The organism is Dictyobacter alpinus, from assembly GCF_003967575.1.
Classification (GTDB): Bacteria; Chloroflexota; Ktedonobacteria; order Ktedonobacterales; family Ktedonobacteraceae; genus Dictyobacter; species Dictyobacter alpinus.
Genome location: NZ_BIFT01000001.1, coordinates 1,096,319 through 1,115,762 on the forward strand (window position 1 = coordinate 1,096,319; position 19,444 = coordinate 1,115,762).

A 19,444-nucleotide genomic window follows, 5' to 3' on the forward strand; every position below is an offset into this window, starting at 1 on the left:
ATGTAAGACCGTCATGCAGCGGCGTGCCCTGTTTTATTCATACCGGCTGAAATGGTAACATCGGCAGCTGATTGCACTGTAATAGTGAGTTCATTATCAACCACATCAGCGACTACAATATCTCCTGGTACACATTTGCCGCGCAAGAGCGCCTCTGCCAGGGCATCCTCAAGGAGACGTTGTACCGTACGCCGCAGTGGTCGGGCTCCACACTCTGCATCATAGCCTCGCTCAACGAGCAAGGCTCGTGCCGCTGTGGATACCTGGAGTTCGATCGATTTTGCGGCGACTCGCTGTTGCGTCCGGTTGATCATTAAGTCTACGATCTCTCGTAAATGCGAGATTTCTAGTGGATGAAAAATGATGGTTTCGTCGATACGATTTAACAACTCTGGACGAAAAACTTCTTTGAGTCCTTTTAAGATGTGTTCTTGCATGCGCTGGTAATTGGCCAGACGTAAGTCTTGTTCACCACGCCGGGTCGTAAAGGTCATGTTTCCGGGCTGTGCATGCGTGGTGCCAATGTTTGAGGTGAGAATAATGATAGTATGCTTAAAATCCACTTTGAGGCCGTGGGCATCGGTCAAACATCCATCTTCCAGAACTTGTAATAGCAGGTCAAAGACTTTGGGATGGGCTTTCTCTATCTCATCAAACAATACGACGCTATAGGGCCGACGACGGATGGCTTCGGTTAATTGACCGGCATGATCATAACCAACATATCCGGGAGGCGCACTGATAAGGCGTGAGGCGTGGTGGCTCTCCATAAATTCTGACATATCCAATTTCAATATAGCATCTTCATTACCAAACAGCGTGGTTGCCAGGGCACGAGCCAGTTCCGTTTTACCCACTCCTGTGGGTCCAACAAAGACAAATGAGCCTATCGGACGCCGGCTATCGCGCACATTGGCTCGTGAACGTCTGATCGCCCGGGCCACCGCCTGCACCGCTTCATTCTGCCCAATTACATGCTTATGCAGATCCTCTTCTAAATTGAGTAGCCGCAGTCGCTCTTCTCCTTCAATCTGAACCACCGGGATACCGGTCCACATCGCCACAACCGTAGCGATATCCTCGGGTGTCAGCACAGGACCATGTTCTCTATGGAAGGTATGCCAATCCTGCTCCACCTGCCACAAAGATTGGCGCAACTGCCGCTCTTGCTGTAATAAATGGGCAGCATGAGAGAAGTCACGGCGCACAATCGCATAATCTTTCTCATGATGTACCGTGGTTAGTGCATCACGCATTTGCAAGATTTCATCTGGAAAAAATGAACGCCGCACACAAACGCGTGCGGCTGCCTCGTCCAGGACATCTAAAGCTTTATCGGGTTGATAGCGATTTTGAATATAGCGGTTGGACATTTTGACCGCCGCCTGTAAGGCTTCATCACTCATTGTCAAACCATGAAATTTCTCGTAGCGTGAACGTAATCCTTGCAAGATCTTCATAGTTTCTTCGGTGGTGGTCTCTGAAACCATAACAGGTTGAAAACGTCGCTCTAACGCGGCATCAGCCTCAATACTCTTGCGATACTCATCCAGCGTGGTCGCACCTATACACTGAAATTCTCCCCGCGCCAGCATAGGTTTAAAAAGATTGGCCACATCCAACGAACCCTCAGCCACACCCGCCTGGGCCAGGGTATGCAACTCATCAATTACAACGATAATGCCTGGCGTCGTAACGATCTCACGCAGGATATGTTTGAGGCGCTCTTCTAAATCTCCACGAAATTTGGTACCAATCGCCAGCAAACCAACATCGATCGCCACAACCCGATGGTGTAACAAATTTTCAGGGACCCGCCCTTGAATAATTCGTAAAGCCAGACCTTCAGCGATCGCCGTCTTACCTACACCCGCTGGTCCAATCAAAACAGGATTATTCTTGGTACGGCGCGATAAAATCTGCATTGTACGCTCAACTTCATTTTCGCGGCCAATTAAAGGATCTAAGAGATCATCGAGAGCAGCCAGAGTAAGATCACGACTCACTTGATTAAGCATAGGAGTTGCTTCAAAACGTGTATGGTACTGCGTGGATAATACGAGGCGCTCATAACCTCCATTCATAAGGGCTGCAAATTGCTCACGCGCCACATCAAGATGAATACCAAAGCTTTCCAGCACACCCAATGCCACACTATTCTGCTCCTCCAAAATAGCCAGAAAGAGATGCTCCAGTCCGACCAGTTCAGTAGTGGTTTCACAGGCAATCTCTTCAGCCCGCGCCAGGGTCGCACGAGCCGCCACATTTAAGGATGGTTCGCTTAAAATAGCTTTATTTCCTCGACCCATGACAAAATCAAGTGCCTGAGTAATACTGCTTGTACTTATATGGAGAGATGCAAATAAGCCCTCAATCAGCGTGTCTTGCAATCTCAGAATACCAAGTAGGAGATGCTCAGACCCGATTAAGCGATGACGCAAACGCTGGGCCTCTTCGCGAGCATATGCAATGACTTGCCGCATGTCCAGGCTATATTTGTCGTATCTCCCCATCTCTTGCTCCTTCTCACATCACTATCATTCGCAGTACCTTATGAGATACATATCGGGAGTGCTCGTTTTTTTAACAGAGCCATGAACAGAAGGGAGGGAAATTAGAGGAAAAAGTCCTTGTAGATTGGCTGAAAAATATACATTTTCCTTTTGAAGACACAAAAAAGAACTGGCAAAGCTATTACCAGTTCTTCTTAAAAAGCGTACCCGATAGGATTTGAACCTACGACCTACAGATCCGCAATCTGTCGCTCTATCCACTGAGCTACGGGTACTCATGCTATCGTTCAAACGTCTGCCAGAAAGTATAATCAAATCATTGTCAAACGTCAAGGCGTAAAATAGCGGCCTGAACACATAAAAATACTTTGCACTATGCATAGTCCATAGAGCAAAGCACTATGTGTGGTGTACCCGATAGGATTTGAACCTACGACCTACAGATCCGCAATCTGTCGCTCTATCCACTGAGCTACGGGTACTCATGTCAGTATTCTTGATGGACATGTGGTTAAGAGCTTCTTAACAGCTCTCTCATATCTCTCGCTGACGGAGATAATAATATCAGAACCACCAGCCTTTGTCAATACATTTTTAGCCGGAAATAGAAAGTTTATTGTTCTCTCACAAAAACAGGGCCCCACCTTTGTGGAACCCCATTGAAGTATTCGTGACAATAGGCATTACGCGGCCGCAACATCCATTGGTGAAAAATATACCAGAAAACGTTTGTATCCAGCCTTGAGCACTATTTTTAAGTAGAGTCTGTTATAACCTACGTATGTCAACATACTGGCACGCCCTTGAAAAACAATCGTGTACACCGCTCACTCACGGCTAATGAAGTCGCCACCATGCAGCAATGTGAAGCTGATCAGTAATGTAGAAACGTTGCAGTATGTCAGGCGACTGCACACACACAATTGCATAGCACGCTATTATGCAAGTCCATCAATCACATCACGGGCACGATTGAGGGCATCACGACGTACATAGTAGTAAGCCCAGAGGCCTTTTTTGCGACAATCAACCAGACCAGCATCCCGTAAGATACGCAGGTGATGTGAGATTGTCGGCTGTTCCAGTGTGAAGCTCTCTACAATTTCAAAGACACATACTTCGCCTTCGTGACGACTTAATAGACTCAGAATACGCAAGCGCGTTGGATCGGCCAATGCCTTGAGGAGACGGGCCTGAACAACAGCGTCCTCTTCTGTCAGTGTGGGTACAAACTTTGGAGTAATTACACTGGGGTTATTAAGGGGGGCAGTCTGCCTATTGAGCATGCCAACAGTATTCGCCGGCCCATTTGGCACAGCACCTGTTCGATTTGTGTTTCCCTGATTCATGGATGTCATTTTCTTCTCCTTCCATCCTCCCAACCGGATGTAAAACCTATAATAGATTTGTGGCTTATGGTATGTGTATACCTACAATTATTATAGAACTCTATCCAAATTGTTAGCAGCGAATATGCAGCTTTTTGCGTTTATATTTTTTTTGAGGTTTCTTTAGCTTTTCAAAAAAAAGGCAAAAACTACTAAATATTCATTAATGCTAATACAATGATGAAGAAAAAAGAAGAAAAAATGGGGATGGTAAACCTGTTCAGGCTTGCCATCCCCATCCTTGTAGCTGTGAGACGTGTTAAAAGTTACAGTTCTTTTGGATTTTGTGCATTAGCGTTTTTCTTCAGGACGCACGTTAAGATGCAACTCTTGCAGCTGCTTTTCCTCGACTGGTGCAGGGGCCCCCATGAGCAGGTCAACAGCACTCTGCGTTTTGGGAAATGCAATCACTTCACGAATACTATCAGCGTCCGCCAGGAGCATGATCAAGCGATCAATACCCAGAGCGATACCACCGTGGGGTGGAGCGCCATATTCAAAGGCTTCCAACATATGGCCGAATTGCTCTTTAATCTGCTCTTCATTCATATTCATGAGTGAAAAGACCTTTTGCTGCAATTCCGCCACATTGATACGTACGCTACCACCACCAATCTCAAAGCCGTTACAGATGATGTCATACTGTTTGGCCCGAATATTCAGTGGATCACTATCCAGGCGACTAATATGCTCTTCATCCATGCCAGAGAAAGGATTATGCTCGGCATCATAGCGTTTCAGCTCATCATCATAATGGAACAGGGGAAAGTCTACCACCCAGCACAAGGCCATCTCGTCAGGATCAATCAATTGCAAGCGCTCAGCCAGCTTGTTACGCAGGCGGAAAAGGACATCATTGCTCACCTTGGCGCTATCGGCGACAAAGAGCAACAGATCGCCCGGGTGACCTTCCAGACGATCAATGATGGCTTGAACCTCTTCAGCGCTCATAAATTTTGTCAGTGGTGATTTGATCTCACCGCTGGCGTTAATGGCCAGCGAAACGAGTCCTTTGGCACCCAGGGTACGAGCGAACTCAGTTAACTCATCCACCTCTTTGCGGCTATAGCCACCGGCACCTGGAACACGGATACCTTTGACAATACCATTAGCGGCTAATGCGCTACGGAAAACGCCAAATGTACCGGCGCTGGCCAGATCAGAGATCTCAACCAGAGGCAGCTCAAAGCGCAGGTCAGGATGATCTGAACCATAACGATCCATCGCGTGCTTGAAACTCAAGCGAGGGAAAGGACGCTGCTTGATGCGCTTATCGGTCGTGGCCTCGATCAAACGCATCAAAAGATCTTCGATCAACCCCATGACATCTTCTTCAGAGACAAACGACATCTCCAGGTCCAATTGAGTAAATTCAGGTTGACGATCGGCACGCTGATCCTCATCACGGAAACAGCGCGCAATCTGGAAATAACGATCCAGTCCGGCAACCATCAACAACTGCTTTAACTGCTGAGGAGATTGAGGCAAGGCGTAAAATTCGCCAGCATATAAGCGACTGGGTACCAGGTAGTCGCGGGCACCTTCGGGGGTGCTCTTCATCAGGATAGGAGTCTCAACCTCAACAAAACCACGTTCATCCAGGTAGTCGCGCATAGCTTTCACCACACGATGGCGTAAGATGACATTTTCGCGCATCTTTGGCCGACGCAGATCCAGATAGCGATATTTCAGGCGCAAGCTTTCATCCACTTGGGTAGCATCATTGATTGGGAATGGGGTAGTACGAGAAGGATTTAAAATTTGAATCTGCTCGGCAACAATTTCGATCTCACCGGTGCCAAGCGCTGGATTCTCTGTTCCAGCCAGGCGACGGACAACCCTACCAGTTACCTGCACCACATATTCTGAGCGCAGCTCGCTCGCTACTTTATGGGCCTCAGCAGATTTTTCTGGATCACAAATGACCTGGGTCATCCCATAGCGGTCTCGTATATCCAGAAAGATCAGTCCACCATGGTCGCGTCGACGATTTACCCAACCAGCCAACTTCACCACCTGATCGACATTCGACGTATTTAATTCACCACACGTATGTGTGCGGTATTGTACCTCAAAACCCACGTGAGTATTACTCCTTTAACTTGTCACAGAAGTAAAGGGCGTTATCGGTACAGCGCTGAGATTTCTCTGCAAAGACACTGCGAACAGTCCATTTCATCCCGTTGCTCTACGAGAATGGCATACAACCGGGCTGACTGGACTGTCGCGCGCGTTTCCCAGGGGATATATCAAACATCCACAACGGCCGCCACTTACTTCTTGAGCGAACTTTATATCGTGACTAAAAATCACTGCTGAACTAAAAAGTTAACAGCAGTGAAACAGATAGCTTTCTTTTATTGTGGCACGAGCCGTCAATCCTTTATGACGTCGGGCGACAGGCCTTCGGCGACGAAACATCGATATCGACTTGATTGCTAGCCGCTGAATTTTTCGTTCCTGCTAACAAACTTATATGATTCTGACGCGGATCAAAAGCGCTACTCTTCACGCCAGAAACCACATCGGCTGATACATATTGCTGCGCCAGACGAGCACTCAACGCAACCGGTGCAGGCGGAGCCGGTATGACCTTTCCACCAAGATCGCCACCGTTTGGCGTAGCGGATGCCGTTGGTGCTGCCCCTGATGGCGCGTTGGCCGTAACCTCAAAATCCAATACACGATGGTTGGTATTATCAACTACATATACGTGAGGGACTTTATTGACCAGTCCAGCTGAGAGCAGGGACTGAGGCGTTTGCGCCGTTGGAGGCGGTATGGTCAAAAATTTGATAATCGGAGCAGTCGGTGTAGCCACTGGTGTCGCGGCCGTAAAGGTTTGCGGATTCTGGAACCAGGGCGTATTCACTGTTTGCTGTACCAGCACACCACTTTCAGATGGCTTGGATGGAGTAAAGCGCAAGCTTTTGATCTGCCCATCGCTATGAAGCAGAACAAGTTGCTTATCGGGCAACGCCACTGCACTTACCAAACCAGTTGAAATGGAAATTTCAGACTTATCCGGCTCAGTGCCAAGCTTATCTACCTGATAATTTAAAAGCGTGGCTTGATTCTGATTAGCCTGATTGGAGGCTGAAATAACGTAGATATCACCACTCCAGGCTGTCAGCAATAATGGTGTCTGACCAGTTATCTGATCTTGCTTGACTTCTGTACCATTATTCACTTTTTCAGCCAGCTTACCATCCTGGATTTTATAAGCATGTAAGCGGTAATTAGCACCGGCTTTTGCAGAGGTAAGGGTATAGAGATATTGTGCATCACTGGCAAGCAAAGCAACTTTATCATTACCTGTGTCGATTTTTTTCAAATTGTGCTGATCATCAACCTGATAAACTTTTCCGTCCAGGCCCAAAATATAATTGTTCGTATGATTTTTATCACCCGCAAGCATAGCCATTGAACTGGTATTGACCTCATTGCCTGCTGGCGATTGCAGGGTTGCAGGCGTGAGATTCACACATGGTAGCGCAATTGCTGATGACTGCTGATTGAAATTCGTCAGGGCGACCTTAAATTGAGCAGCCAGATCATTTTGGAGTGTAGTCAGTTGACTATTTTGCTGTGGATCAAGCGTAGAGTTTTTGATGCTATTAAGTTGTGCCTGCGCTTTAGTCAGATTAGCTAAAGCCTGATCAGGTTTGTTAGAAACGTTAGATTTCGCCTGACTAATGAGGGTACTCGCCTGATTTAGAGCAGTCTGAGCACTCGAAGGCCGTAAATAATAATAGCTACCAATCGTAGCAATCGCAACGAGCAGCAAAATACAAATAACAATGCTGGGTAATAATAAACGGTTACGCTTATGCCTACGTTTGGGCACCGTAACGGCCGCTTGTGGCGCGGTAAAACCACTGGCGGTGGTAAAGGCAGCCTGATCAGAGCCAGCAGGCGCTAAAGGTCGGCTATTAGTACGACCACCCTCAACGCGTGTCGCCGCCGAGGTAGCACCCAGTGAGGATGTTGGCACACGGCCTAATACAGACGTATTCTCTTCAGAGACATGGCTGCCTCCACCCACTGAGACAGGATGTTGCAAGGAATCAGGAATATCATCGCCGGCTTCTTGCACAAGCACGACAATAGCAGTGATATTATCTGGCCCGCCATTTTCATTGGCACGCTCTACCAGATGATAAACACTCTCTTGTGGCAAATATTGATTGACAATCGCACGCAGATCTTCCTCGCCTACCGGGCCAGAAAGTCCGTCGGAACACAGCACAAAAGTATCGCCGTCTTCAAGGATTTCCGTAAAGACGTCAACCTCAACTTCAGCCTGTGTACCCAGAGCACGAGTAATGACATTACGCTGTGCATGAGAACGAGCCTGTTCTTTTGTTAATAGGCCCGCTCGCACTTGCTCTTCTACCCAGGAATGGTCCTGTGACACTTGCTTCACACGACCCTGGCGTACCATATATGCACGACTGTCCCCAACGTTAGCGACATAGGCCACTCCCCCACGCAGCACTGCGGCTACACAGGTGGTCCCCATACCACTACGCATCATGTTTTCGGCCGCTCGTTGATGAATCAAAGCATTCGCTCTTTTAATGGCATTCATCAATGAGAGAGGGATATCATCAGTCTCATCTTGGTAATAGACATTGCTAACTGTGTCTACAGCAATCTCGCTCGCCACTTCCCCTGCTGCATGTCCCCCCATGCCATCAGCTACAATAAAGAGCGCACCCTTTTTGGCCATAACCTGGCTATCTCTCGGGATGACATATGCCATATTATCTTCATTATGGGGACGTTTACGGCCAACATCTGTTAGCTGTGCGACATCGAGCCGGAGTTGTTTGGACAACGCGCTTCTCTCCCGTACTTCAGTAGCTCTCGATTTGTGCGCACTGCCCACTAGGCAGTTGCTGGAACTCTAGGCTATAATACACCGATACAGAGAAAAACGCAACGTAATACGTATTTTTTTTGCTGCGATCTTCTCACTCGTCTACTACTTATACCGCTCACTGCACATGAGTATACTCTCTCAAACCTCAGCATGCAAGATATCTAAACGGCGGTACTAGCAGCATCGTTTCAAGAAGGAAGTGAAATTATGGCTTTTTCATCAATGCAACAGATTCTTTTTCAGGCTATTGATGACCAGTTCCCTTCCAACATGAATGCTTGGCAAAATATATCCCATCAATGTTATACGTCACCAGACACGAAGATACAAGAGCTTTTTTTTCCACTTTTGCACCGCAATGGCTTTTCTGTACAATATTTAGATCTGGATCAGCAGATTCTCTATGCAGAATACATGGTTCAAGCACCACAAACGTTACTTTTCTGTCTGCAGGATACGCCGCAAGCATCAGCTCAGCAAGTGGTCTTTCCCTTGTTTTCTCAAATGGCTGCATTACGGGCCTATATACATTCTTCCGGCCAGCTACCTGTAAATATTAAGTGGCTCATCATGGGGCAAGGGCCAACTACATCAACCTCCCTGGCACAACTGCTTTCAGAACAAACCCAACTCTTTCAGGCGGATGGCTGTATCTTGTATACCACAAAACGCGAAATAAGCAAAGTCATAGATCAAACAGAGCTTATTTTAGGTATAAAGGGCCATCTAGCGGTTAAGCTTTTCCTCAAGGTGGCTGAAAAAATGATACCCGCCAGCTATGGGTCTATCGCACCTGATGCAGCCTGGCAACTACTCTGGCTGTTAGGTTCAGTCAAAAGTGCCCACGAAGAGGTCTTGCTGGAAAACTTCTATGATAGCTTACTGCCTGCCGAAGATGAGATCCTTGAAGCACTTGCACGCCTGCCAGACACGACAAAGGATCTAACTACATCCTGGGGTCTATCACAGCTCCTTTTAGGATTAGAAGGCTCACAGCAACACTATGCGCACTTCCTGACACCGTCCTGCAATATTACTATGCTTGAAAGTAATACAATTGCGGAAAATGATAAGCAGAAGTCATGGGAAGGTAGCCTTCCCTCACAAGCCAGCGCACAGCTAGATTTTTATCTGCTGCCAGGCCAGGATCCTTACGCTATCTTCACAAAACTTGAACAGCATCTCCATAGTCAGACTGCCTATGAGCTACAATGTCAGTTACTAACGGCACAGCATCCTATCTATACCTCTGTTCATACGCATCTGGTACAACGCATACAACAGACACTGATTGATGTGTATCAGCAGCCACCGCTGCTCCTTCCCTCAACCTCAGGTACATTCCCATATGCTCTCTTAGCCAACCGGCTCTCCATTCCTACAATCAGTCTTGCCCCACCTTTACTATCTACAGCAGATACAGAACATGTGTATCAACAGCTTAATCAAAGTATGAAACAGAATATCCTTTTTATTGCCAGCATGGATGATTAACGCCGCGCGTTGCTACAAAACAGTTGGTGTTTGCTTTCCGATGGGAGTGGGAAATTCTGTCATGCCAGGTCAGGGCCTATAAGGCCTGCAAAGGTCTTACAGGGGAAACCATGTCAGTATCTATGATTTGAGACGACAAGCACAGGTTAAGGAGGTGTAAGCCTGTGCTCTAATTGCAAGCCATAAGTGCCATTTACTAGGCCAATACGGGCGGGAAGAGTATACTGAGATATGTGCATGTGGCTCATGACCGACAGACGATAACAGCTTATTATCAATGCCACCCGGTAGCGGTCAAAGTGCCAGCCAATGCGTAGCTTTTCATCGTCTGTGCTCACAAAGCATCAAAAATCCTTCATATTTATAGGTGACTGCTACTTCATAGGTGACTGCTACCGGTTTTTATGAGCATATTTTCATGCATCACAAAACTTAGCAGGATGGAGCTTTGTGACCACCCGAAATGAAAAGACGTTATATGCAATAACATACGGGTAAATTCTCACAGTTGAGCACCATCTTTTCCAGACAGATCTTCCAGGCAGGCGCTGGCTTGAGAAATCTGATGAGGAGAACACAAAGAAAAATGCACATAGGTATCAATGCGCAGCTGTTATCCTACGATCAAAGCTATCGCAATGGTGGCGTAAGTCGGTATATCCGTTATTTGCTTACCCAACTTGCGGAACAGCCAGGAGATCACACCTATACGGTATTTGTTAACGGGCAGGATGTGATCGATCGCCTGAAGCAGCATCCACAAATAACATATATTTCTGCTCCCTGGCCTGAGTCTCGGCCGGCTGCCAGGGTGACCTGGGAACAACTGACACTCCCCACCCTGATCAGACAGAAGAAGATTGATGTGTTGCATTCACCTGTCAATGTGCGACCAGAACGCCTGCCTGCTCGATGTGCCAGTATTGTTACGATCCACGATCTAGCATTTTTGCGCTTTCCCCATGTGCTGACACCAGCCAAACGCCTGTACCACCGTACGTTTACTGTTCGTAGCTTAAAGCGTGCGACCATGCTGATCACGGTCTCTGAGAGCACGAAACAAGATGTTCACGAACTGGTCAATATTCCTTATGAACACATTCAAACTATTTATCCGTGTATCGACGAGCGTTTTTCGAACGTTTCTATAGAAGGAAAAATAGACACATTCCGTGAGAAATATGGAGTTACAGACGGTTTTATTTTGTATATGGGAACATTAGAGCCACGCAAAAATATTACGACGTTAATCGATGCCTATGCCCATCTGAAACGGGAACATCAGATACGAGAAAAACTGGTACTGGCAGGCGGAAAAGGGTGGCTCTATGATACAATTTTTGACAAGGTGCGTCAGCTTGGTTTAGAACAAGATGTTCTTTTTCCTGGCTTTGTGACAGATAGCGAACAGGTACTCTGGTATCAAAGTGCTGCTGCCTTTGCGTTTCCATCGCTCTATGAAGGCTTTGGAATTCCTGTCGCAGAAGCCCTGGCCTGTGGTACTCCCGTGGTCACTTCCAATGTCTCTAGCCTGCCCGAGGCTGGCACTGGATTAGCTCTGTGCGTTGATCCCATGGATGTTCAGGCACTTAGTACAGCTCTCTATCAGGCGTTAACAGACCAGGCATTACGCGCAAAGTGCCAGACACTGGCACCAACTGTGGCCCAACGCTTCTCAGCCCAGACAATGGCTCAAAAAACCATTGCAGTATATGAACAGGCTGCTAAAATACAGCAACAACAACGTATAACGTTTGTTCAATAGTATTGAGATTGTATAAAGCATATGGCTCGAATGATACATAGCAATGAACCAAAACAACAGGCTCGGACACTAGAGGCAACGCAAGAAATTATGAGCGGAACAACTGGACAAATCACCAGGGTCATCTCTCAACGCCGATCTTTACGCCGACACTGGCGTATTGCTGAGGTGGTCTTTATGGTGGTCCTGGACACGTTCCTGATTTTCACAGCCTGCTATCTAGCTTTCTATTTGCGTTTTAAAACCTTCAAGACCAATGTAGTGCTAGACTGGTTACGGGAACGCATCTTCGGTTATGCTCCATCTGACTATGTCTATCAGAATTTTTTATACTTCCTGCCATTATGGACTGGTATTGTTGCCGGACTGATCCTCATTTTTGCATTTCGCCGCCTTTATCATATTCGCCTTACAGGTAACTGGTTTCAACAAGCCTGGAAGGTTGTTGTATCAACGACTATTGGTATGGCTTTTTTGATCACCTACATCTTTTTCTTTCAAAGTCATAACCAGGATAATACCAATTTAATGGTGCCTAATTCACGTCTCTTGATTCCACTTATGTGGCTTGCCTGTATTGCTGTGCTATGCACAGGCCGCTTGCTTGTCTCAGGTGTGATGGGTATGCTGTATCGTATGGGACTCGGAGAGACGCGTGTGCTGGTGGTAGGTTCAGGCCGCCTGGGTAAGATGGTCATGCAATGTCTGGCTGCCAGCCCTAACCTGGGCTTCTCTGTGGTGGGCTTTCTGCATGATCTTACCGAACCACCGGGTGACTTTGGACGCTTTAAGATGCTGGGCACAATCGATGATATCGGTATGGTAATCCGCTCAATGCAGGTGGATGAAGTGATTATCGCGCTACCATCGGACATGAATCAGCATGCTATTGATAGCGTGAAGCTTTGTGAACGCCTTGGCGCCTCGTTTAAACTGATTCCTGACCTCTATGAGCTTAACCTTTCACGTATCGATGTGGAGAATATTGAAGGTATCCCACTGCTAGGCATCAAACAGGTGTCCCTCAATACACCTCAACGCATCATTACCAGAACAATCGATATCGTCCTTTCATTGCTGGCCCTGATCATTGGTTCGCCAATCTATCTCTGTATTGCCCTGGCGGTGAAATTCACTTCACCAGGACCAATCATTTATCGCCAGGAACGGGTAGGCTTGAATGGTAAGCCCTTTCAGTGCTTGAAGTTCCGTTCAATGGCACAGGACGCGGATCGCCAGCAGGAGCAACTGCTAAGCTTGAATGAGGCTCAGGGGCCGATCTTTAAGATGCGCTCCGATCCACGCGTAACCCCTGTAGGTGCGCTCCTGCGTCGGACCAGCCTGGATGAAATTCCTCAGCTTGTCAATGTACTTAAAGGCGAAATGAGTCTGGTAGGTCCTCGCCCACCACTACCACGCGAGGTAGCACAGTATGCGGAGTGGCAGAAGGGGCGGCTGGCGATCAAACCTGGTTGTACTGGCCTCTGGCAGGTACGTGGTCGCAGCAATATCAGTTTTGATGAAGGTGTGTTGATGGATATCTACTACATCGAGAACTGGTCACTGCGCCTGTATATCCAGATTCTACTGCGCACCATTCCAGCCGTTCTATTCAGTCGAGGAGCATATTAAAAAATGAAAGTTGCATTAGTACATGACTATTTGAATCAAATGGGCGGAGCCGAGCGTGTCGTGATGGCCTTTCATGAGATTTTTCCTGATGCTCCCATCTATACATCAATCTATGATCCACAGCGTGTGGATCCTGCATTCCAAAAGATGGATATTCGTACATCTTTTATGCAAAAATTGCCATTTGTTACCAAACATCATCAACCATTCTTACCTCTCTATCCATTTGCGATGGAGAATCTGGATCTGCGCGGCTATGATCTTGTGTTGAGTAGTTCCAGCGCTTTTGGTAAAGGGGTCATTACACGTCCTGAAACAATGCATATCTGCTATTGTCATACCCCAATGCGCTGGTGTTGGAACTATGAAGAATATGTGGAACGTGAACAACTGGGAAAGGTGGCACGTGGGATACTGCCGTTTATGATGACTGGTCTGCGTATCTGGGATCAAACAAGTGCGATGCGTGTAGATCACTTTATCGCTAATTCACCAGTGATCGCGGAACGTATTCGCAAATATTATCGGCGTGAGGCTGCTTATATTCCACCACCAGTTGAAGCTAGCCGTTTTCCATTTGAGCCTGATATTGTACCAGGTGATTATTTTCTTGCCCTCAGTAGGCTGGTCCCTTATAAACGGCTGGACCTGGCAATCGAGGCTTGCAATCGCCTGCAATTGCCATTGATAATTATTGGCACAGGCAGGGATGAAGAACGCTTGAAGAAAATAGCAGGACCAACCATTCGCTTTATGGGTCGCCTTTCCGATGAAGAGGTTATCTATTATTTTAAACACTGCCGAGCCTTCCTTTTCCCAGGTGAAGAGGATTTTGGCATCACGCCATTAGAGGCGCAGGCCTGTGGTCGGCCAATTATCGCCTATGGGGCCGGTGGAGCCCTGGCATCAGTTATTGATGGTGTAACAGGTATCTTCTTCCAGCAACAAACAGTGGAGAGCCTGATGGATGCGCTGGCGTCATTTGACGAGCGGCACTTTGATCCACATGTCATCTATAACCATGCACTTGACTTTGATACATCTCGCTTCAGTCGCCGGATCTTACAATTCATTGAAGCCAAGATGAATGAGGGCAAAAAACCAGCTTTACCGTTGCCCACCAATGATAGTGTCCTTTAAAATCTGGGAAATTAGAGGTGCTATGTCCTCCCCTTTCCCAGACAAAGGACCATCATCAGCAATAGTATGTATGCCCCTGATATTAAAGCCTGGTAGAGCTTTTTATAAAAAATGTAGCTCTACCAGGCTTTCTAATTACCCAATTCCTAGCACCTAAGTACAACTTGTTGACAGTGGAAATTGAAGCCTTTATAGTAAAACAGGCTTATTGGATAAGCGGGTAAACTATAAAAAAGATAGATTTACTCCACTTATTTTCCATGTAAAAACTTGCACAGATATTTCAAAAAAACATAAAGACAGACAAACATGGGTAGCCCGGGCAATATGTGTCTTTTCTTAGCACATTGCAGCCGCTAACATGTAACCACACCATAGCAGAACGTCACGACTTATGAGGAGGACAAGCATGCAAGGACGAGAAGACCAGGAGAGTGGAGCATTCGAACGCCTACCACCTCAAGGACCTCCCCCACTTAATGGGACCAGTAAACAACGTGCGATTATGCGCAATCCGAATGAAGGAACCAGCAAACATCAGGCCATTCAGCAGGTGATCTCACAAAAAACGAGTGAACACCGGGCGATTCCACGCCGTCCTCCCGGGATGTCACGCGTTGAGACCCCACCAGAGGTGCCACGCGTACCACGCCCAAGCCATCAACAGCCTCAACCCAAAAAGTTTCGTAGCCGCATCTTGATGTTCACAGGTATCCTGATAGCATTGGCAATTATCGCCTGTACGGTTGGCTACTTTTTAGCTACTGGCATCAATGTCAGTGCAAACCCCAGCGTGACAGCAACCGATTTTCTGAGCGCGCTCAATACGAAAGACTATCCACAGGCCTATAAAGATCTAGGGCCAGCAATCACCATTCGGATGTCTGAGGATCAATTTGCCAAGCAGGCAGGGGTATTGGATGCCTGTTATGGTCCGGTGAAAGATTATTCGGAGATAGCTGATAGCGCGAAAAATCAGGACAATAACCAGAGTTACTCCTACAACATCAAGCGCACAAAAAACGCCAGGGATATTGCTTATAAGCTGCAGATCACTCTACAAAAAGATCAGGATGATGGGAGTTGGAAAATCACTGAATATAGCAATAACATGGGTCCCGCACAGCCTGTACCGGCTTGTAGTAAATAATACTGACTCTGAACAGCATTGCTGTTACATTATTTTTTCTAACGGTCTGAAGCCAGGCAAGATCGCCATTACGTAGCGATCTTGCCTGGCCTTTTGTCTAGCGGGATAAACTAAAGCCTGGGAAGATTATCCACGATCAAGAAAAAGCACTTTCTCCTGTAATGGCCTGACCAATAATCAAGGTGTGAATGTCATCAGTTCCTTCGTACGTAAAAACTGACTCCAGATTATTCATATGGCGGATAATGGGATATTCCAGAGTAATGCCATTGGCACCCAGAATAGAGCGTGCTTCACGGGCCGTCTTTAAGGCTTCACGAACATTGTTACGCTTGGCAACTGAGATCTGGACAGGATGGAGCTGGCCTTGATCCTTAAGTCTGCCCAGTTGCAGTGCTAGCAGTTGGGATTTAACCAGCTCGGTCGCCATGCCAACCAGCTTTTGCTGTACAAGCTGAAAGCGGGCAATTGGTCGTTGAAACTGTTCACGTGTCTTAGCGTACTCAAGAGAGGTCTCATAGCAGGCACGGGCAGCTCCGGTAGCTCCCCAGGCGATGCCATAACGAGCTTCATTCAAACAGGAGAGCGGACCGCGCATGCCCCGTACCTCTGGTAACATATTCTCAGCGGGTATATGACAATCATCAAAATGCAGCTCAGAAGTTACAGAGGCTCTTAGCGAGAGCTTGCGATGAATATTACTGGTCGAGAAACCAGGTGTACCGCGCTCAATAATAAAGCCACGTACACCATCTTCAGTCCTGGCCCAGACAATCGCGATATCCGCGATACCTCCGTTGGTAATCCACATTTTTGTGCCATTGAGAACATAGCTTGTGCCATCCCGGCGTGCCGTTGTCCGCATATTAGCCGCGTCACTACCGACATCGGGTTCCGTGAGACCAAAGCAACCAATGACTTCACCTTGAGCCATCGCTGGCAACCAGCGCTGCTTTTGTGCTTCAGACCCAAAGGCAAAAATAGGAAACATGGCCAGCGATCCCTGAACAGAAACAAAAGAGCGTATGCCGCTATCGCCAGCCTCAAGTTCCTGACAGGCCAGACCATAACAGACCGCGCTCAGGCCAGCGCATCCATAGCCATCCAGATGCATCCCCAGCAATCCCAGTTCAGCCATCTCCGGTACCAATTCACGCGGAAACGTACCCGCTTCAAAATGCTCACCAATCACAGGCAGAACGCGCTCACGAACAAATTTTTGTACGGTATCACGCACCATGCGCTCTTCTTCTGACAGCAGTGTATCCAGCCGGTATAAATCTGTGGCCGCAGGCAACTGCGCCTGAGAAGATCCATGTGTGGGAGTTTTACGGGAAGTTTCAGTCATATCTTTTTATCCTCTCGCTAAAAGAGATGTATCTCTACACATGATACTACTCCACATTGAGTATCTTATGAGCACTTTTATTATAGCTTACAATCTCGATGTGCGCTTGCCTGCATCCATTCATACCAGAGCTAAAACTTTGTATTCGGCTTCTCGTAGTATAAAATATATGCACGACAAGCCATGATAAATCAGGTTTTTAAGGAATATACTAAATGCCAAAGGTAAGAAGAAGGACCTATCGAACATCTTATCGCCGAAGAAGACCACAAGCTACTATCGCCTCTCATGTGAATCTTTCAATCGTTTTACTTGCCAGTCTGGCAATCGCGATTGGCCTTATTAGCATAATTATGTCTATGTCACATACAAAATCTGATACATCAGGTCCCTATAACCTCGCCGGCGCTCCATCGATCAATGCTAATTTTATTGATCAGGTATTGGAACACTATGACTCCCCCGCTAAAGGAAAAGGCCAGGTACTTTATGACGATGGTGTGAAATATGGTATTGATCCGGCCTATGCACTGGCCTTTTTTATGCAAGAAAGTCGGATGGGCACACAGGGGGTGGCATCCGTAACCCATTCCCTTGGAAATATTAGGGCCACTACAGGCTATGCAAACTATCATGGGTATCGTCAATACGCCAATTGGGAAGAAGGCTTTGAGGATTGGTACAAGCTGATTTCGCAACAATATATTCGTGATTGGGGTCTGCATACCGTCGATCAGATCATTCCAGTCTATGCACCCAATGAAGATAATAATAACGAGCAGCAGTATATCAGTGCGATTAAATATATGGTTGACCGCTGGCGCAGTGGAGATATCCAGATATCCTGACGGCAAGAAAGGCATCGGCATCGCTTGCTGGCGATGCCGATGCCTTTCAGATACCATGTGTCGATCAGGATTAACGCAACGAGGTAATGTCGCCACAGGCAAAAGGATCATAAGAGGTCTGGGTCTTCAAATCTGATGATCCAAGATGAATATTGACATACCAGCCGTTACGTGGAATAGAGCCGATGTTCGGAATGACGGTTGTGGAGGTTCCATCACCCGAGGCGTTAGCCACTACGTTTTTGAGATCGTATTTGACCGGTCCCTGACTGGCGCAACTACCACTATGCAAATGAACCATGTGCTTTGAATTGGGGGCCAGGCCCTTCACGTTGAGCTCAATGGTCAATTTGTTGTCTTTGACAGAAAGCTGTGCGTCACCACTAGTCGCCTGATTGGGTGCAAATGCATTGGCCAGAGTAGCCTGAACATTTTGCGATGCCTTGGTAGAGGCAGATGGATTAAAGACATTGGCACAGGTAATAGCCATCGACTGATCAGCACCGTTCATACCTGGTCCATTATTTACATCCACATACCAACCTGTCTCGGGAATACCTTCCGAAACATCTTTGATTTTGGTGATCACGTCCGCAAAACCAATTTGCGTAGATTTGACGGCAGAGAGGTCATAGACTAATTTGCCGTTGCTTTTACAACTTCCTGCGTTAATATGTGCCGGATGGCTACTTTTGGGTGTTAAACCCGTCAGCGCCATATGAACCGTCAAAACATGGGACGTATGATCCCACATCAGTTCTACCGTCCCAGATGGGCTGTGCCGAATAATCGCGCTGGCCGAATTGACAGTTGAACTGGTCGGGGCCGGGGCAACCGATCCGTTTGAGCCGCCATTCCCTGAATCACAGGCTGTAAGAAGTAATAGCACTGCTCCCAGCAGTAAGGCAAAGTGGATAAAATTTCGCTTAGCAATTTTTTTTGTAAGCATTTTGACTCCTTTCCCACATTTCTATCCCCACGCCTTTATTATAGTTCTATGCCATTACACTGGCAAATTTAATGTTTTGAATATGGATGTCTACCCATTAAAAAGAAACGCTACAATATATAGTCTGGTTTGGGTATGAGTAAGAATGAGGAGAGAGGGTGAGCACAAAAACACTATTGTATAGCTACTTTACCGCATATTTCGCTGAATCCTTACACTTTTTTCATGATTGTGATTCTCACTGGGGATAGCCATAAAATCCTGGCTATAGTTGTCAGGGAGTGAGAAAACTATTTTGGCGCCTGCGTCGCCAGATTGGGAGAGACAGGGTG

12 protein-coding genes and 2 tRNA genes are annotated in these 19,444 nt (G+C 47.0%); 6 read left to right on the forward strand and 8 right to left on the reverse strand.

Features of this window, described 5'->3' with window-relative positions; genetic code table 11:
• Positions 1-11 precede the first annotated feature (11 nt).
• From EL633_RS04340 to EL633_RS04365, 6 genes are all read right to left on the reverse strand, one after another.
• Positions 12-2,513, reverse strand: coding sequence for an ATP-dependent Clp protease ATP-binding subunit (locus EL633_RS04340; RefSeq protein ID WP_126626018.1), 2,502 nt, complete (start codon positions 2,511-2,513; stop codon positions 12-14).
• A gap of 202 nt (positions 2,514-2,715) precedes the next feature.
• A tRNA-Arg gene (locus EL633_RS04345) sits at positions 2,716-2,788 on the reverse strand.
• Positions 2,789-2,919: 131 nt separating this feature from the next.
• Positions 2,920-2,995 (reverse strand) — tRNA-Arg (locus EL633_RS04350).
• Positions 2,996-3,451: 456 nt separating this feature from the next.
• Complete coding sequence (locus EL633_RS04355) at positions 3,452-3,871, reverse strand: ArsR/SmtB family transcription factor (RefSeq protein WP_218027418.1); 420 nt, start codon at positions 3,869-3,871, stop codon at positions 3,452-3,454.
• Between the two features lie 321 nt (positions 3,872-4,192).
• Positions 4,193-5,983 carry an aspartate--tRNA ligase gene (gene aspS / locus EL633_RS04360; protein ID WP_126626019.1) on the reverse strand — a complete coding sequence of 597 codons (1,791 nt, stop codon included), beginning with the start codon at positions 5,981-5,983 and terminating at the stop codon, positions 4,193-4,195.
• 301 nt (positions 5,984-6,284) lie between these two features.
• On the reverse strand, positions 6,285-8,741 hold the full coding sequence (locus EL633_RS04365) for a Stp1/IreP family PP2C-type Ser/Thr phosphatase (RefSeq protein WP_126626020.1): 2,457 nt from the start codon (positions 8,739-8,741) through the stop codon (positions 6,285-6,287).
• Between the two features lie 252 nt (positions 8,742-8,993).
• Between EL633_RS04365 and EL633_RS04370 the strand changes: the two genes are divergently transcribed.
• The 5 genes from EL633_RS04370 to EL633_RS04390 all read left to right on the forward strand — a co-directional run bounded on the left by EL633_RS04370 (position 8,994) and on the right by EL633_RS04390 (position 15,967).
• Positions 8,994-10,280 (forward strand): zinc-binding metallopeptidase family protein, encoded by a 1,287-nt coding sequence (locus tag EL633_RS04370; protein ID WP_126626021.1) that lies wholly within the window; start codon positions 8,994-8,996, stop codon positions 10,278-10,280.
• Positions 10,281-10,866: 586 nt separating this feature from the next.
• Positions 10,867-12,045 (forward strand): glycosyltransferase family 4 protein, encoded by a 1,179-nt coding sequence (locus EL633_RS04375; protein ID WP_161981933.1) that lies wholly within the window; start codon positions 10,867-10,869, stop codon positions 12,043-12,045.
• Positions 12,046-12,075: 30 nt separating this feature from the next.
• Positions 12,076-13,677 carry a sugar transferase gene (locus EL633_RS04380; RefSeq protein WP_161981934.1) on the forward strand — a complete coding sequence of 534 codons (1,602 nt, stop codon included), beginning with the start codon at positions 12,076-12,078 and terminating at the stop codon, positions 13,675-13,677.
• Between the two features lie 3 nt (positions 13,678-13,680).
• Positions 13,681-14,817 (forward strand): glycosyltransferase, encoded by a 1,137-nt coding sequence (locus EL633_RS04385; protein WP_126626024.1) that lies wholly within the window; start codon positions 13,681-13,683, stop codon positions 14,815-14,817.
• A 409-nt stretch (positions 14,818-15,226) separates the two neighbouring features.
• Positions 15,227-15,967 (forward strand): hypothetical protein, encoded by a 741-nt coding sequence (locus tag EL633_RS04390; RefSeq protein WP_126626025.1) that lies wholly within the window; start codon positions 15,227-15,229, stop codon positions 15,965-15,967.
• Between the two features lie 136 nt (positions 15,968-16,103).
• Here EL633_RS04390 and EL633_RS04395 read toward each other — a convergent pair whose 3' ends face one another.
• On the reverse strand, positions 16,104-17,315 hold the full coding sequence (locus tag EL633_RS04395) for an acyl-CoA dehydrogenase family protein (protein WP_126626026.1): 1,212 nt from the start codon (positions 17,313-17,315) through the stop codon (positions 16,104-16,106).
• Positions 17,316-17,530: 215 nt separating this feature from the next.
• On the opposite strand from EL633_RS04395, the gene EL633_RS04400 reads away from it, so the two are divergent.
• Complete coding sequence (locus EL633_RS04400; protein ID WP_126626027.1) at positions 17,531-18,163, forward strand: glucosaminidase domain-containing protein; 633 nt, start codon at positions 17,531-17,533, stop codon at positions 18,161-18,163.
• Between the two features lie 70 nt (positions 18,164-18,233).
• On the opposite strand, the gene EL633_RS04405 is transcribed toward EL633_RS04400, so the two are convergent.
• Positions 18,234-19,112, reverse strand: a complete 879-nt coding sequence (locus EL633_RS04405) for a CHRD domain-containing protein (protein WP_126626028.1) — start codon at positions 19,110-19,112, stop codon at positions 18,234-18,236.
• Positions 19,113-19,444: the final 332 nt, after the last annotated feature.

Coding starts and splice junctions, on each gene's coding strand:
- EL633_RS04340 (WP_126626018.1), bottom strand. CDS start 2,513: ATGGGGAGATACGACAAATATAGCCTGGACATGCGGCAAGTCATTGCA.
- EL633_RS04355 (WP_218027418.1), bottom strand. CDS start 3,871: ATGACATCCATGAATCAGGGAAACACAAATCGAACAGGTGCTGTGCCA.
- EL633_RS04370 (WP_126626021.1), top strand. CDS start 8,994: ATGGCTTTTTCATCAATGCAACAGATTCTTTTTCAGGCTATTGATGAC.
- EL633_RS04375 (WP_161981933.1), top strand. CDS start 10,867: ATGCACATAGGTATCAATGCGCAGCTGTTATCCTACGATCAAAGCTAT.
- EL633_RS04380 (WP_161981934.1), top strand. CDS start 12,076: ATGATACATAGCAATGAACCAAAACAACAGGCTCGGACACTAGAGGCA.
- EL633_RS04385 (WP_126626024.1), top strand. CDS start 13,681: ATGAAAGTTGCATTAGTACATGACTATTTGAATCAAATGGGCGGAGCC.
- EL633_RS04390 (WP_126626025.1), top strand. CDS start 15,227: ATGCAAGGACGAGAAGACCAGGAGAGTGGAGCATTCGAACGCCTACCA.
- EL633_RS04395 (WP_126626026.1), bottom strand. CDS start 17,315: ATGACTGAAACTTCCCGTAAAACTCCCACACATGGATCTTCTCAGGCG.
- EL633_RS04400 (WP_126626027.1), top strand. CDS start 17,531: ATGCCAAAGGTAAGAAGAAGGACCTATCGAACATCTTATCGCCGAAGA.
- EL633_RS04405 (WP_126626028.1), bottom strand. CDS start 19,112: ATGCTTACAAAAAAAATTGCTAAGCGAAATTTTATCCACTTTGCCTTA.